This window comes from Pontibacter anaerobius, from assembly GCF_026241195.1.
Classification (GTDB): domain Bacteria; phylum Bacteroidota; class Bacteroidia; order Cytophagales; family Hymenobacteraceae; genus Pontibacter; species Pontibacter anaerobius.
This window is the reverse complement of sequence record NZ_JAPFQO010000016.1, coordinates 1-16,398: the sequence shown is the minus strand read 5'-3', so window position 1 is coordinate 16,398 and position 16,398 is coordinate 1. Positions and strand designations below refer to the sequence as shown.

The 16,398-nt window shown below is 51.5% G+C and carries 11 protein-coding genes, 1 rRNA gene and 1 pseudogene; 8 read left to right on the top strand and 5 right to left on the bottom strand.

Features of this window, described 5'->3' with window-relative positions; translation table 11 throughout:
* Nucleotides 1-143: 143 nt before the first annotated feature.
* From OO017_RS19300 to OO017_RS20110, 3 genes and pseudogenes are all read left to right on the top strand, one after another.
* A complete protein-coding gene (locus tag OO017_RS19300) occupies nt 144-287 on the top strand; it encodes a hypothetical protein (protein ID WP_266054347.1) in 144 nt (47 codons plus the stop codon).
* A gap of 448 nt (nt 288-735) precedes the next feature.
* Nucleotides 736-1,821: pseudogene (locus tag OO017_RS19295) on the top strand (SulP family inorganic anion transporter); the annotation flags it as partial.
* A 177-nt stretch (nt 1,822-1,998) separates the two neighbouring features.
* A complete protein-coding gene (locus OO017_RS20110) occupies nt 1,999-2,277 on the top strand; it encodes an STAS domain-containing protein (RefSeq protein ID WP_439651334.1) in 279 nt (92 codons plus the stop codon).
* A 215-nt stretch (nt 2,278-2,492) separates the two neighbouring features.
* On the opposite strand, the gene OO017_RS19290 is transcribed toward OO017_RS20110, so the two are convergent.
* The 4 genes from OO017_RS19290 to OO017_RS19275 form a co-directional block, all read right to left on the bottom strand.
* Nucleotides 2,493-2,822, bottom strand: coding sequence for a hypothetical protein (locus OO017_RS19290; protein ID WP_266054345.1), 330 nt, complete (start codon nt 2,820-2,822; stop codon nt 2,493-2,495).
* A gap of 162 nt (nt 2,823-2,984) precedes the next feature.
* Nucleotides 2,985-4,136, bottom strand: coding sequence for a serine hydrolase domain-containing protein (locus OO017_RS19285; protein WP_266054344.1), 1,152 nt, complete (start codon nt 4,134-4,136; stop codon nt 2,985-2,987).
* A 14-nt stretch (nt 4,137-4,150) separates the two neighbouring features.
* A complete protein-coding gene (locus OO017_RS19280; protein WP_266054343.1) occupies nt 4,151-7,354 on the bottom strand; it encodes a hypothetical protein in 3,204 nt (1,067 codons plus the stop codon).
* 4 nt (nt 7,355-7,358) lie between these two features.
* The gene (locus tag OO017_RS19275; protein ID WP_266054342.1) at nt 7,359-8,450 is read right to left on the bottom strand and encodes an NAD(P)/FAD-dependent oxidoreductase; all 1,092 of its coding nucleotides are present in this window, start codon (nt 8,448-8,450) and stop codon (nt 7,359-7,361) included.
* A gap of 84 nt (nt 8,451-8,534) precedes the next feature.
* On the opposite strand from OO017_RS19275, the gene OO017_RS19270 reads away from it, so the two are divergent.
* From OO017_RS19270 to OO017_RS19250, 5 genes are all read left to right on the top strand, one after another.
* Nucleotides 8,535-9,170 (top strand): MBL fold metallo-hydrolase, encoded by a 636-nt coding sequence (locus tag OO017_RS19270; RefSeq protein ID WP_266054341.1) that lies wholly within the window; start codon nt 8,535-8,537, stop codon nt 9,168-9,170.
* 24 nt (nt 9,171-9,194) lie between these two features.
* On the top strand, nt 9,195-9,902 hold the full coding sequence (pssA, locus tag OO017_RS19265; RefSeq protein WP_266054340.1) for a CDP-diacylglycerol--serine O-phosphatidyltransferase: 708 nt from the start codon (nt 9,195-9,197) through the stop codon (nt 9,900-9,902).
* A 255-nt stretch (nt 9,903-10,157) separates the two neighbouring features.
* Entirely contained in the window at nt 10,158-13,607 is a 3,450-nt protein-coding gene (gene porU / locus OO017_RS19260) for a type IX secretion system sortase PorU (protein ID WP_266054339.1), read from the top strand.
* A gap of 50 nt (nt 13,608-13,657) precedes the next feature.
* Complete coding sequence (gene porV, locus OO017_RS19255) at nt 13,658-14,791, top strand: type IX secretion system outer membrane channel protein PorV (protein WP_266054338.1); 1,134 nt, start codon at nt 13,658-13,660, stop codon at nt 14,789-14,791.
* Between the two features lie 17 nt (nt 14,792-14,808).
* Nucleotides 14,809-16,092, top strand: a complete 1,284-nt coding sequence (locus OO017_RS19250; RefSeq protein ID WP_266054336.1) for a M16 family metallopeptidase — start codon at nt 14,809-14,811, stop codon at nt 16,090-16,092.
* Between the two features lie 213 nt (nt 16,093-16,305).
* Here OO017_RS19250 and rrf read toward each other — a convergent pair.
* Nucleotides 16,306-16,398 (bottom strand): 5S ribosomal RNA (gene rrf, locus OO017_RS19245); the annotation flags it as partial.

The window sequence follows — 16,398 nt, the reverse complement described above, 5'->3', positions numbered from 1 at the left end:
CGCTAAATGCCGCTGATAATATGTGCGACCCAAGTATAAATTACTTGGGCCTTAATGTATAAAATCTGTTGTAATCGCTTTTCCGGGGTCTAACTCTGACCAAGACCTTGCTGATACCATCAGGGCCAAGCATTCGAAAAGCTGTGGCACAAAGACCAGATCATGTGCAGGTGCAGCAAGACATTTTTGGCATGATGCCGCACCCGGAGCGTGCCGTATACCCGGAACAGGGCAACGCTAATGGCCGAGCCATTTTCGACTATAACCTGAACCTGGCAAACGCCTAGTTTAGCCGCTATAAAAGAAATCTTTTCCTGATAAAAATCCTGAAGCCGGATGATAGCCACAGCTGCTGTCATCTGGCTTTTCGTTTGCTTTTACCCACACATTAAATCACTCATAATGACCAATTTGCGTACAACTCACTGATTTTAAGCAGAAAAACCGTACTTTTGCACTCCCATTGAGAAAGACGCCTTACGTTATGTTACTTACTCCACCTTGATAGTGCCGTAAACAGGTAATCCATATTACCTAAACATACCTTTGCTGCTCTATCGGCGGCTTTTCATCATTCAACATCACCTTTTTCTTATACTTTAAGAGCGAGTCTGGGTAGTAACTCATTGCAATGTGTTTTTGCCCCGGCGCCCGTTTATCAGGGCAGTTGTTGCTAAAGGCTATAGCCCCTTGTGCGCCTGCAGTACCCGCTCCGTTACTTCCTGAATCACAAAAATGAAACAATACCTGAGACTCTTTGACTTCAGCCAGAAAGTTGATTATAAAATTGAAGTGCTGGCAGGCCTCACTGTGGCTATGACCATGATCCCGGAGTCGCTCTCTTTTGCTATACTGGCTGGTTTTCCGCCTTTGGTTGGTTTGTACGCTGCCTTTATCATGGGCCTTGTTACGGCTGTTTTTGGCGGCAGGCCGGGCATGGTTTCGGGCGGGGCAGGCGCCACGGCGGTGGTGCTGATCGCCCTGATGCAGTCGCATGGGCTGGAGTATGTGTTTGCAGCCGTTGCGCTGGCCGGTATCCTGCAGATCCTGGTTGGCCTGTTTAAGCTGGGTAAATTCATCCGGCTGGTGCCGCAGCCGGTTATGTACGGCTTCGTGAACGGCCTAGCAGTGATCATCTTTATGTCGCAACTGGATCAGTTTAAGGCCATGGAGAACGGCGAGTTAGCCTGGCTGTCTGGCACTGCCCTCTGGACAATGCTCGGCCTGGTGGCCCTCACGATTGCCATCATCATTTTCTTTCCAAGGATTACCAAGGCCGTTCCGCCATCGCTGGTGGCCATCATCGTTGTTTTCAGCCTTGTGCTTGGCTTTGGCATTGATACCAAAATTGTTCGGGACATTGCAGCCGTGAGCGGCGGCCTGCCCCCTTTCCATATACCTGAGGTGCCCCTGAGCCTGGAGATGCTGCAGGTGGTTTTCCCGTATGCCCTGATTATGGCAGGCGTGGGCTTAACAGAAAGTTTGCTTACCCTGAACCTGGTTGACGAGATAACCGGAAACAGGGGAAACGGAAACAGGGAGTGTGTGGCCCAGGGCAGCGCCAACCTGCTGAATGGCTTTTTCTTCGGAATGGGAGGCTGTGCCATGATCGCCCAGACATTGGTTAACCTGTCGGCCGGTGCGAGAGCGCGCCTGGCAGGCATCGTTGCCGCCCTGGCCATCCTGACAATCATACTCGTCGGCGCACCCGTTATTGAGCTTGTGCCGATGGCTGCGCTGGTGGGCGTCATGATTATGGTAGCGATCGGCACCTTCGAGTGGATCAGCTTCCGCATCATCAATAAAATGCCGAAGCAGGATGTGTTTGTGGGCATTCTGGTGGCTGCTATTACCATTTGGCGACACAACCTGGCCGAGGCTGTGCTGATCGGGGTTATCATTTCGGCGCTGGTGTTTGCTTGGGAGAGCGCCAAGCGCATCAGGGCCAGAAAGTATACCGATGCAGCCGGTGTGAAGCATTATGAGATCTACGGGCCGCTGTTCTTTGGCTCGGTTACAGCCTTCTCGGAGAAGTTTGATGTACAGAATGATCCGCAGGAAGTGATCATCGATTTTAAGGAAAGTCGGGTAGCGGACATGTCTGGCATAGATGCGCTGAACAAGTTAACGGAACGCTACCAGAAGGCAGGCAAAAAACTGCACCTAAAGCACCTGAGCGAGGATTGCCGCCTGCTGCTGAAAAATGCTGAGGAGGTGATCGACGTGAACATACTGGAAGACCCGCACTACGCTGTAGTAACTGATAAGCTGGCATAAAGTATGGCTGCTGCCAAAGTAAAAACCCCGCAGCTGTTCTAAGTACGAACGGCGGCGGGATTTTTACTTTATACTTGCCGGTTTGCTATAAGTGTGCTCTCAGGTTCAAGTATACGGAAAAATTTAAAGGCTCCTGATTTCACGACTAGCTTGATACCTTGCCTTGGCCAAAGCATCAAGTTCTTTGCTTTTGTAAAAATCCATGCAGGCAGCTATTACTTTCTTGCCCTCCATACCTTCGGCCACTCTCCCAATACTCTTAACAGAATCTTGCCTGATTTTAAGCTCTCTAACCTTGCCAGACTATCAATTAGGCTTCCTTCACCATACAAGTAGTCAGGATACCGGCAACTTGCATCTTCAGAGGGTAAATCTATTTTTTTGCTGTAGCCATACTCAAGGCATTTACAGAAGCTTAGGGTTTTAAAGCTTTCTGAAAATGCATCCTCGTATCTTTTATCATACTGCTTACTCTTGTTTTGTGTGCCGCAGCTATTTACAGCCAGAGAAAGTATAAGTGCGGCAAATATGAGCAAGGTCCTCATGCAATGTTTAGTTTTTACTTTAAAGATGAGCCTCATGCAGGTACAACACCTACAGAGCCTATCGCAACAGCAGGAGGTAAACTACATATTTCCTCAGGCCCTGAACAGTTACAAAAGTATAGCTGCAGCAATCACAAAGTATAAAAGCTGCTATTTTTTATCCTAGTCCACCATTTTATTCACACCGTCGATCATATCAAACAGATCGCTTGGATGTTCGCCGGTCCAGCCGCCACGTTGCCTGCCCAGCCGCACAAGTATAATGCCCTTTTCCGGGATCACAATGATGTACTGCCCCAGTATGCCGCGTGCGTAAAAAATATCCTGCCCCTTGTAGTCCGGCACCAACCACCACTGGTAGCCGTAGAAATCCACTTTTTTGCCGTCTTCTGAGTTAATAAGGCCGTTAGGTGTGAGGGAGGCTTTTACATAGGCGGGTGGCACAATGGTATCGCCGTTCCAGACGCCGTTGTGCAGGTACAGCTTGCCGAGGCGGGCAAGGTCGCGGGCGTTGGAGAAAAAGCAGCAGTAGGCTTTTTCCATGCCTTCGGGTTGGTCTATGCTCCACTCTGCGTCTTGGGCGGCACCCAGCGGCTTCCATAGCTTCTCCTCCGCATACTCGCTCAGGCTCATGCCGGTGGCCTGCTGCAGCACAAAGGCCAGCACCTGCGTATCGCCGCTTTTATAGATAAACTTTTTTCCAGGCTCCTCCTCCGCTTCCAGCCTGTTTATGACTTTCTTCAGGTTAGAGCCATAGTAGGCCTCAGTCGTCATGGAAAGCGGGTTAATGTAGGATTCATCCCAGTTCAGGCCGGAGCTCATCCAGAGCAGGTGTTTTATCTTGATTTTTGCTTTATCGCCTTTTCGGAACCTGGGCAGGAAGTCGCCCACCGGCTGTTCTACACTTTTAATATGGCCCTCTTTTATCGCCACGCCCACCAGCATGCTTACGATACTTTTAGCCACAGAAAAAGCGTTACTCAGCGATTCATCCGAATACCCATCCCAGTACTGCTCATAAAGTATAGAGTCATCCTTCACCACCAAAAATGCCACCGGGTCCATTTCCTCGTTCAGCTGCTCCAGTTCCTGCGGCAGTTGCACCAGGTTATACTTCTCTGCAAGCGGCCAGGGCTGCGCGGTAAAGGGTGCATCTATCTTGCGCTGGTCAAAAATAGTGTTGTCGTCAATGTTGGCTAGGTTGTAGATTAAGGCTTTGTACACATAGTTTTTATCAGCCATGTGCAACCAAGCGGCCATCAGGCCCAGCAACAGCAATGCGCCCAAACCATAGCGCTTGGTTTTGAGGTTCATGCGGTATGATTGTTTTAGAAGTCGTAGCCCAATGTTACGTAGAACTTGGGGCCTACGCGGTTATCCTCTTCCTCTCCCCAGGCTACATCCAGCTTGCCGTATACCCCCAGCAAGGTAGTGCGGGCACCAAAGCCATACCCCACCAGAAACGGGTTACGGTAGTTGATCACGGTGATGTCGAATTTATCCACGTTCAGCTGGCCGGTGGAGCCGCCGGTGATGCGGGTGTTGATGGAGTTATCGCCAGAGAATGGGTTGGCACCGCTGTAGGCAGAGCCCGCATCGGCAAAGGCCGTCAGCTGCAGGTTACGGAAAAAGCCCGACCCGATAGGGCCATTGTAAAGATACTGCACAATCGGGATGCGAAGTTCGGCATTGGCCAGCAAGTGGTTGCTACCGCTGCGCACGTTGAAGTTAAAGCCTCTGAGCGGTGTGATATACTCCAGGTAGAACAGGTCTGCCGGGGAGTTTACCTGCACGTCGTTCAGCTCGGCCTCTTCGTCCTCATCGGCCAGCAACCAGTTATCCATGCCGCCTATCAGGAACTTCTTGGATGAGTTACCGAAGAACCGGCCGTAGCTAATATGCGTGGCAAGTATGATTTGCCTGTGAATTTTGAGGTAATGCCTGAAATCAGCGTAAAACTTGTTAAAGTTACCCTGTGAGCCCTCAAAGCCTTTCAGCGACATAAAGCCTAACTTAAAGCGGGTGCCCTCACGCTGGTTTACCCCTGTAATCACGCTGTTGTCGTACACCAGTTCCGCGTTACCACCCCAGAAAGACTCTACCGTGTCAGGTATAGAGAAATCGTTTTTATACGTAAAGCGCGTGCTCACGAACTTTGGCTTCAGGTGCAGGCTGGTGCTGTGGCTGAAGGGGTATTTAAGTACCGGAGTAAGCTCGTTTTTAGTAAAGTTCACAATAGAACCCGGCGCATTCAAGAGGCTTCCTCTCAGAGTAGATCGCTCAAACTGCACGCCCAGGTCTACGCGGCTGGTCAGGTTCATGTACTCAGCGAAGAAGTTGTTCGTCTCAAAATCGGTGCGCATAAAGGCCGTACCCCGGATACGGTGGTTCTCAAACAGGTCAGACATTTCTACGCCGGCCACAATGCCAAAGCCCAGTAGCGGATCGGCATGCACCGAGGTAATGATTTCCTGCACGCTGAAACGCAGGTCGTAATTCAGTGGGCCTACCAGGTCTACGCTGCTGCTACCGCTGCTTGCCCTACGTACGGGTGCAGCGCTTCGCTTTTGCTGCTGTGCTTGCCGCTGCGCCTCGTTAAACTCATAATCCTCAATGTTGATCTCGCCCTCTTCGCGCACATTAGTCTGCCCCTTCTTTTCCTGCTCCAGTAGTCTGCGTTGGGTAGCGGCTGCGGCGGCCTCCTGAGAGGTACGTGCCCGTGTTTCAAGTATGATCTGGCGTGATGTCTGGGGCAGCTGATCCAGGCTGGTGGGCTCATAGTTGGGGAGCAGGTACACAAAGCTGTTTCCCTCGTCGCTGGCTACTACGGCCAGCACATTGGCCGACGGCACATAATCGAACTGCTCTATACCTTGCACAAAGTTTGTAACCGGCTTACTGGTGCCGCTGCTCAGGTCGTAGCGGTACACGCTCCGGATGCCGCTTTCCTCGCCCAGGTACACCAGATTGCCATCGGCGGTTGGCCGTGGCTCCGTTTCGCTGGCAATAGAGCTGGTGAGCTGTCGGATACTGTTGTCAGGGCCCTGCTGCTGAAGTATAAAAATATCGTAATTGTTGACAATGCTGTTGAAGTCTGGTTGGGCTGCCGTGCCCGTGGTATCTTCCCAGCGGTTAGAGCTGAAGGCTATGCCGCCGTTGTTGCGCAGGAAAACCGGGTCTACGTCATCAAAAATATCGTTTGTAAGTTGCCGCTCCAGCCGGCCGTTGCTACCCAGCAGGAACAGGTCCGTCTGCCCGTTGCGCACGGCACTTACCACAATATTCTGCCCGTCTTCGGAGTAGCCCATGCCGTTTACATGTACAAACTGCTCCAGGGTAGCGGCGGGGGTGGTCAGGTTTTCATAAAATGGAATGAAGGAGTACCTGTTGCGGGCATCTACCTGGCGCAACACCACCTTCCCCCTCCTGGACTCCATAAAGCCCAGCTGTGCGTTAGATCTCCAAGCCATTACCGGCATATCGAAATCAACCTGCTGGTCCAGGTTCTTGTAGCCGGCACGCCATATTACGCGGTCTTTACCGGTGCGCACATCCTGCACAAAGATCTTGAAAATGCCGTTGTCGTTTTTCACGTAAGCCAGCATGGTGCCATCCGGGTTTAGTACCGGTTTGCCGTAGTAGTGCCCTTCCTTATTCTTTTTAAACAGCTTCGCTCCTGCGGGCAGCTGCACCAACGGACTCTCAGAGCTGGTGTTTATCTGCACATAGTAGTTATACCAATCCTGCAGAAAACGTTTGTAGGGTATGTTCAGGCTGCTTGTAATGCCGATCTCCACATCGCGGGTAATGCGGGTCAGGTTCAGGATATTCTGGATGGCCGTGTAGCCGTAGCGCTCGGCAATGTAGTTCCAGACGCTCTGGCCGGCAAGCTTCGGGCTTTTCAGGAATACCTTCTCCGGGCGGGGCTTTTCCTGCTTCAGCAACATATCTCGCATAAAGCTGTCCATTTCCAGGCTCCAGCCCTCTGCCGTATAAGCCGACACCCCGCTAATGAACCACTCCGGCAGGCGCAGCAGGTAACTGCTCTGCAGCGCCTCCTTCAGGCTGCCGCCATACATCATGTCGTTCATCAGCAGCTCCGTCAGCTGGTAATTCAGGTCATGCTTAAACTCGGTTTGGGTGCCACCGTAAGCGAGCTCGATCTTGCTCTTCATGAAAAGTGTCTCGCCGCCGGTCTGGTACTGGTCGTTGTTGAGGCCGATGTTGCTCTGGAGCAGGTCGGAAGGGGAATTGTAAAGAATGAGCGTGATCTTGGAGTAGGGGTAATAGCCGATCAGGCTGGTAATGCGCTTGAGTTCCCGTTCGGCATAGGCCGCCGCGTTTACAGCTTCCTCCTGACCGTTCTGGTAGAAGTATACATTAAAATTCTGGGTGCTGTAGAGCTTCCAGTCAAAGTTCTTGTACTGTATCCGGCTCTTGCCGAATGAATCTACGTTAGGCTGCGCCTGCACAGCAGAAGCCGCCAATAGGCAAAGGATGAACAGCGGTAGAAATCTGATGGAAAGACGCATGCGCTTAGGGTTGCTGGTTCTGTTGTTCTATATACTGGTAATATAACGATAAATATCTAAAAATGTGTATCTCCGGCATCAGCTCTTCTTCTCCGGCCAGTGCGGCTGCGAAGCGTTGCGCCAGAAAAGGGGCCATCAGCACGCCCTTAGAGCCCATTCCGTTAAAAACGCCCAGCTGCGGGTGCTGCGGGTGCGTACCTGCCAGCGGCCTGCGGTCACGCACAGCCGGCCTGATGCCTGCCCAGTGCCCAGTTACCTGAAACGGCTTTGAAGTAATCTGCCTGAAGCGCTCCGAAAGCTCCTCCTGCCCCTGTGGTGTTGGCTCCTCGTCGGGGTTTCGCCAGTCGTAGGTGGCCCCAATGATGAAGCGACCTACTCCTTCCGGAACAACGTAAACGGCTTTGTTATAGATGCACTCCGGGCTGAAATTCTGCTCTGTCTGCACCTCCAGCACCTCGCCTTTGGTAGGCTGTATGGGCAGCCATTTAAAGTATGGGTTGTTCACCACCTGGTACCCTTCGCAGAAGATGAGCTGATCGGCTTCTATACTTTTATACTTTACGCCGCTCTCCGTCAGCTGCAGTTTATCCATGTCAAACCGCTCCGGCAGCAGCAGGTTTTGGCGCAGCAGGTCTTCGGTTAGCAGGTCGAGCATGGCAAACACGTGCAGGTAGCCGCCGCGCCCGATCATGATCCCGCCAAATGGATCGTCGATGCCCGGCTGGTTCATACTTTGGGTGTGCGTGGCCAGGATGTAGTCGCCCCAGTTACCGCCGGCGCTCTTGGCCATCCAGGTGTTTTGCTCTTCTATGGACGAGAAAATCTTATAGATGGGCTTATGGAAGAACAGCTCCTGGCCGTAGCGCGCCTCCAGGGTATCGTAAAAGGCATCGGCGGCAGGTATAAACGCATCGGCCAGCCACGACTTGGCAAAGCGCTTGCCCGCTACGGGGTTCAGCAGCCCGGCCGCCACCCTGGAGGCAGAGTTCTTTTTCGGTTCGTCTATCACCAGCACCTTGCTGCCGCGGCTGCGTAGCGTCTCCGCTAAAATAGCGCCCGCCAGGCCGTGCCCCACTACTATAAAATCGTATTTCATAGGGCCAAGTTACGAGATGTACCGCGTAAATTAGTAACTTAGAGCTTTGATTTTGCGCATACCCGATCATCAAAAGAGATAGCTATGAAGGTTACCTGCCTTACGTTTAACCCCTTTCAGGAGAACACCTACCTGCTGCACGACGACACCAAGGAGTGCGTGGTGGTAGACCCCGGCTGCTATGATCGCCAGGAGCAGGAGCAGCTGAGAAAGTATATCGAGGATAACGGCCTGAAGGTGGTGCGCCTGCTGAACACCCACTGCCACATAGACCATGTGCTGGGCAATAAGTTTGTGGCCGATACCTACAACGTGGGGCTGGAGATACACCCGGACGATGAGCAGACGCTGCGCTCGGTGCCTGCCTATTCGTCTAACTATGGCTTTGCGCAGTACGCAGAGCAGCTGCCGGCCTCTTACCTGAAGGAGGGTGAAAGTATAAAGTTTGGTAACACGGAGCTGGAGGTGATCTTTGCGCCGGGCCACGCACTGGGCCATGTGGTGTTCTACAGCAAGGCCGATAAAACCATGATTGGCGGCGATGTGCTGTTCCAGGGCAGCATCGGCCGCACCGATTTGCCCGGCGGCGACTTCGACACGCTCATCCAAAGTATAAAAACCAAGCTTTTCACGCTGCCCGACGAGGTGACGGTTTATCCCGGCCACGGCCCGGAGACCACCATCGGCTACGAGAAAAAGTATAACCCTTTTCTGCGGTAACCCTGCCGCCATACTTGCTGCTGCATGAAAAAACACATTCCGAACGCTATCACCTGCCTTAACCTGTTCGCGGGTTGCCTGGCGCTATACTTTGCCTTTAAAGGGGAATTGGTAACCACTGCTTACCTGGTGGGCATTGCCGCTGTGTTCGATTTTCTGGACGGCATGGTGGCCCGTGTGATGCACGCCTACTCCGAGATTGGCAAGCAACTGGACTCGCTGGCCGATATGGTATCGTTTGGCGTGGTGCCGGGCACCGTTATGTTTATGCTGCTGCACCGCCTGGAGGCACCGGTTTTAGGCATCCCTGCGGATATCATACCCTTCTTCGGCTTTCTGATCACTATTTTCTCGGCGCTGCGCCTGGCCAAGTTTAACATCGATACCCGCCAGACCACCTCGTTTATCGGGTTGCCAACGCCGGCCAATACGCTGTTTGTGGCCTCACTGCCGGTAATCCTGGAGACGGAGGGGCTGCTAGCCTTCGAGCTTATTCTGAACTACCCGGTGCTGCTCTCGCTAACAGTTATACTTTCTTTCCTGCTGGTGGCGGAGCTGCCGCTGTTTGCCCTTAAGTTCAAGAACTTTACGTGGCAGGATAACGCTGTTCGCTTTGTTTTCCTGGGCTTGTCGGTAATCCTGGCGGCCATGCTTCAATTCGCGGCCATACCGCTGATCATCCTGCTGTACGTACTACTGTCCGTTATTAAGAAGACATCGCATACACCATAGCGTTAGTGATGATGTGCGCCTTGGAGCGAATATCACCCTGAACCTGGAGGCGGAAATTGCTAGAAGGTAAGAAGGCCTGCTATAACCTTTAACCTATATCCCAGCCGATTATGGGGCTTCGTACTTCCAAGCCTAAGCAAGTACAAAAGCTTGCTGTATTCCAATATTTTAACCGTATCTTTGATTAAGATATAAGTATGCTGCCTGCCTGTACGTTATATAGTTCGGGCAGCTTTTCATAATTTGTACTTGCTTATGATGTGGCTCAAGCGATTGGTTTATGCATGTGCTCTTTGTCTGCTTACCTGCCTGACAAGCGCTTCCGCACAAACCGCAGCCCCCACTTCTTTTACCAATAACTCCGTCCTCAGCACTGGCGAGTGGTATAAGCTGGCTGTAACCGAAAGCGGTGTTTACAAGATCGATAAAAGCGTGCTACAGGCGCTCGGCATCAGCGCCCAAAGTATAGACCCAGCAAAAATACAGCTCTACGGTAACGGCGGCGGCATGCTGCCCCAGCCCAACAGTGCTCCACGCCCCGACGACCTCCAGGAGAATGCCATTGCCGTGATTGGTGAGGAAGGTGGCAAATTCGACGATGCGGACTACATACTTTTCTATGCAAAAGGCCCGCACACCTGGCAGTACGACGAAGCTACGCAGCAGTTCCGCCACAAGTATAACGTCTACTCCGACACCGCTTTCTACTTCCTGCGGCTCAACCACAGCGCCGGTGCACGCATTGCCACACGCGGGCAGGCAGTGGGAGCATCACAAAGTATAAACAGCTACAACGAGCACCTTTTTTATGAGAAGGACCTGAAGAACATGGTTTTTTCGGGTAGGGAGTGGTATGGAGAGGAGTTCAGCGCCTTTCAGACGAGCCGTAGTTTCAACTTCCCGGTTTCGGATGTGATGGCAGGCTCTGAAGTACAGCTGGAGGCCGCACTCATGGCCAACTCTCCATCCAGCAGTAGCTTTACGGTACAACTCAATAACCAGGCGCTCGGCTCGCAGGACATCTCCGGCCGCGGCACGCACAGTTACCACCCGGAGGGCGTAAACAGCACCAAGTCCTATACTTTAAACCAGCAGAAACTTGGCAACCCGGGCGAGGTTACGGTTGGGCTCAATTTTAACACCGGCGGCAGCTCTACGGCCATGGGCTACCTGAACTACCTGGAGTTGCACTACCAGCGCCAGCTGAAACTTTACGGTGAGCAGACAGCATTTCGCTCCCTTCAAAGTATAACCCAGCCCGTCAGCAGGTTCACCGTCAGCGGTGCCCCGGCAAACATGGTGGTTTGGGATGTCACGCAGCCGACGCAACCTGTAAACCAGCAGCACAGCAATGGCAGTTTCAGTGCCGCCACCGATGTGCTGCGTGAGTTTGTGGTGTTCCAGAGCATCAACAGAAAACCTATACCTGTGGGCCGTGTGGAGAACCAGAACCTGCACAGCCTTAACCAGAGCGGCTCCCTGGATTTTGTTATTGTAGCGCACCCGGTATTTCTGCTGGAGGCGCAGCGGCTGGCAAACCACCGGGCGCAGCACAGCCACATGGAGGTGCAGGTGGTTACCACCAAGCAAGTATTCAATGAGTTCTCGTCGGGGGCGCAGGACGTAACGGCCATCCGAGACTTTATGCGTATGCTCTACAGCCGCAGCAGCAAAACCAATGGCGACGTGCTCTACCTGCTGCTCTTCGGCGATGCCTCTTACGATTACAAGAACCGCCTTAGCAACAACACCAACTTTGTACCCGTGTATGAGTCCAGAGAGTCGCTGCACCCGATTACCAGCTACAGCTCCGAGGATTATTTTGGTTTTCTGGATGAGGATGAGGGCGACTGGGCAGAAAATACGCAGGGAGATCACCTGCTGGACATTGGCATAGGCAGGCTTCCGGCCAGAACAACGGCAGAGGCAGCCACTATGGTCAGCAAGATCATCAACTATGATAGCCCCAGCCACTTCGGTAGCTGGCGCGATAGGGTTACATTTGTAGCAGACGACGGCGACTACAACGAGCACCAGAACGATGCAGAGTTTTTGGCAAACTACCTGGTGGAGCACCATCCAAAGTATAACCCTGATAAAGTATACATTGACTTGTACCAGCAGCAGGCCGTGGCAAATGGCCAGCGCGTACCCGATGCTTCCGCTGCCCTCAATAAAGCTGTAGAGCAAGGTTCGCTCATCACGAATTATACCGGCCACGGCAACGAGGTAAGCTGGGCTTCGGAGCAGGTACTCACGCTGCCCCAGGTCAGCAACTGGAAGAACAAAGGCAACCTCACCTTTCTGCTTACCGCCACCTGCGAGTTTGGCCGCTACGATGACCCCGGCCGTCCTTCCGGTGCCGAACTGGCGCTGCTGCATGGCGAGGGCGGCGCCGTGGGCTTACTTACAACCACCCGGCCGGTATACTCCAATGGCAACCGCGTACTCAACCGTAACTTCTTTAAAACTGCCTTTACACCCGTTAACGGCCGTATGCCACGCCTCGGCGATTTGGTGATGCTTACCAAGAACAACAGCATTCTGGATAATGCGAGTGGCTCCAGGGGCGTGAACAACCGCAACTTCTCTCTCCTCTCCGACCCCTCCATGCAGTTGGCTTACCCTGCCCTGGAAACCCGAATTACAAGTATAAATGGCAAGGAAATTTCTTCTGACACACTCAACGCGTTAAGTAAGGTAACCCTGAAAGGGCATGTACAGACCAGCTCCGGCACTTTAGCCAATGATTTCTCCGGCGATCTGCACCTGAAAGTATACGAGAAGCCGACCACGCTCCAAACCCTTGGCGATGAAAGTAGCCAGAAGGTGCCGGTACAGGTGCGCGAAAGCATACTTTACGATGGCAAAGCCAGTGTGCGGCAAGGCCAGTTTGAGATAACCTTTGTGGTTCCCAAAGATATCTCCTACAAGTATGGGCAGGGCAAGATAAGTATGTATGCCAGCAACAGCACCCACGATGCCATGGGTGCCAACCAGCAGGTAGTAATTGGCGGCACAGCCAAGAATGTTCCTGTGGATAATGCCCCTCCTACCGTTAACTTGTTCATGGATGATGAGTCTTTTGTGTCCGGGGGCACCACCGGCCAAACCACTACCCTGCTGGCAAAACTGTTCGATGACAATGGCATTAACACGGCAGGTATAGGTATTGGGCATGAGATAACAGCCATCCTAGATGAAAATCAGAGCTCAATGGTTGTTCTGAATGATTACTACACGGCAGCCTCGGACAGCTATCAGGAGGGCGAGGTAAAGTATACTTTGAAAGATCTGCCGCCCGGCCCGCATACCATCCGCCTGAAGGCCTGGGACACGCATAATAATTCTTCAGAAGCCTATATAGAATTTTATGTATCTAATGATGCCGTTCTTGCGTTAGAGCATGTATTAAATTATCCGAATCCGTTCTCATCCGAAACAACATTCCTTTTTGACCATAACAGAGCCGGCCAAGACCTGGATATCCAGGTGCAGGTTTACAATATATCAGGCAAACTGGTTAAAACGCTACAGGCCACCAGCCGCAGCAGCAAAACGCGCGTAGCAGAAATATCCTGGAATGGTAGGAATGAGTACAATGATATGCTGACTCCGGGCGTTTACATCTATAGAGTAAATGTACAGTCGCGGCAGGACGGGGCCAAGGCCTCCAAAATTGAGAAACTTGTAATTTTGAATTAGAATAGTAGTACATATTTTCTATATTTGATATAGTTATTGATACCCTTTATATGCAGAAACATAGTAAGATACTGAAGGCCGCCGCTTTAGCGTTTGCCTTAACGTCAGCGCCAGCTGCCTTTGCACAACAGACGCCACCGCCTGCCACCTCTACCGGCTCTGATCTTAACGCGGTTACTACTGCCGTTCCGATCCTGACTGTTGGCCCTGATTCGCGTTCAGCAGCTTTAGGTGATGCTGGTGTGGCTTTATCGCCTGACGCCAACGCATCTTACTGGAACCCTGCAAAACTCGGCTTTGTGCAGAACGACCTGAGCGTGTCTTTTTCTTATTCGCCGTGGTTGCGCAACATCGTGGACGATATGTCGCTAAACTACCTTTCAGGGTATAAGAAACTGAACGAAACATCTGCTCTGGCTGTGTCCTTAATGTATTTCGACTTAGGCGAGATCCAGTTTATTGATGCGCAGCAAAACCCGCTTCAGAACTATAACCCGAAGGAGTATGCCGTGGCTGTATCGTATGGTCAGGCCCTCAGCGAAAACTTCAGCGTTGGTGTAACTGCCCGCTTTATTCACTCTAACCTTGCCGGTGATGTAAACGTGAGCGGAAGCAACACAGAGTCGCAGCCAGGCAATACAGCTGCAGTAGATGTGGGTGTGTACTATAACAAAGACCTAAGTCAGAACCTGAACCTTGCATTGGCTGGCAATATCTCCAACATCGGGGGTAAAATAGCTTATTCTGAAGACGAGGATAAAAGCTTCCTGCCTACAAACCTGAAATTAGGTACCGCTCTTAAGTATAACCTGGATGCTTATAACTCGCTTACGTTGCTGCTCGATGCCAATAAGCTGCTGGTACCATCACCGGGTGCTGATACAGACCAAAGCGTGATCGGCGGTATCTTCTCATCTTTTGGAGATGCAGAGGGCGGTGCCAGCGAAGAAATGAAGGAGGTAAACCTTTCTACGGGAGTAGAGTACTGGTATAATGAGCTGTTTGCAGCGCGCGTAGGTTATTTCTACGAGCACCCAGATAAAGGCGGCAGAAAATATTTCTCAGCCGGTTTAGGTATCCGCTACCAGAAGTTTGGCCTGGATGCTGCTTACCTCATCCCGAACGACCAGGGCAACCCACTTGCCGATACATGGCGGTTTACACTTGCCCTTAACCTGGAATAATAAATACAACTTAAAGAATGCTTGATAGAACAAAAGCTCCTGAAACATATGAAATAGATGCCGTTAGTATCCAGATAGCCGAGGTAACACACCTAAGCAATGGAGCCCGACTGCATGTTATCAAAAGCGAAACCCAGCCTGTTGTCAGGCTGGATTTTGTTTTTAAGGCCGGTAAATGGTTCGAAGAAAAGAAAGGTACCTCTGACCTTGCTGCTAAAATGCTGCTGGAAGGGTCCCTTAACCATACCGCCAAGCAAATAGCCGATAAGGTCGGCTACTATGGCGCCTCTTTCGAAAACAACCACGGCTACGACCGCACAGAGTTTACACTTTACTGCCTGGCAAAGTATACTTCAGAATTACTTACACTTGTCCTGGACGTGCTGCAGAACCCTGCTTTCCCGGAAGAAGAGTTCAACCTGCTAAAGCAACGCACTGTTCAATCCCTCAAGGTGCAGCGCCAGAAGAACAGTTACCTGGCCACCCACAATTTCACACAACAAGTGTACGGCAGTAGCCACCCTTATACTTTTGGGTTTGATGAAGGCGTCCTGGAGGCTATTACAAAAGAAGATGTAGCCACCTATTATAGTGAAAGGTTTGTAACGCAGGAGCTTGAGGTTTTCGCCTGCGGAGCAATAGATGATATGCTGCAGCAACAGCTTCAGCATGAGGTAGAAAAACTACTACTACAACCAACCACAACTTCAGGAACCATTCCAGTTAAAGAAGTAGCAGCCACTGACAAGTATAAACTGGTTTCAATAGCCGATAGTTTGCAGTCTTCCATCCGTATGGGTAAACGCTTCCCTAAAATTGATCACGCTGATTACCAGAAATTGTTAGTGCTTAACGAAGTACTGGGCGGCTATTTCGGCTCCAGGTTAATGCGCAACATCAGAGAAGACAAAGGCTATACGTATGGAGTTTACTCTGTTATATCGCCTAAGGAAAAAGACAGTGTTTTTTATGTCGGTACTGACGTAAATTACGCTGTTACAGAAAACACTATTTCAGAAGTAAAGAAAGAAGTTAAACAGTTGCAGCAGGAGCAAATTCCTGAAGATGAGCTAGAGACAGTAAAGAACTACATGCTTGGCAAGTTCCTGAACGATATTAACACCATCTTCGATCAGTGTGACAGATACAAGCGCATTGTTTTACATAAGTTATCCCCAGAACACTACAACAAGTTTGTAACTACTGTAAGAACTGTAACCGCTCCTGAATTACAAGAATTAGCTAATGAGTACCTCCAGGAGGAGGACTTCTATACTTCTGTAGCAGGTAGAAAAGACTAGCAATATTAACCTCTAAAAACAGGAAAGCCCCTGCGTTACTGCAGGGGCTTTCCTGTTGCTATTTGCTAACGCTGCGCAAGGCAAGCGCTTATAATAATGTGCGGCACTAGGTAAAAACGCAGTGTTTATACCCCCCTGCCGTTCCACGGGGAAGGCTGTCGGGTGTGGGCCAAAAAAAAAGGACCGCTCCCTGTGGGGGCGGTCCTCTTGATGGGTTGGCGGCCACCTACTCTCCCGGGTGTGACCCCAGTACCATCGGCGCACCCGGGCTTAACTGCTCTGTTCGGAATGGGAAGAGGTGCTCAC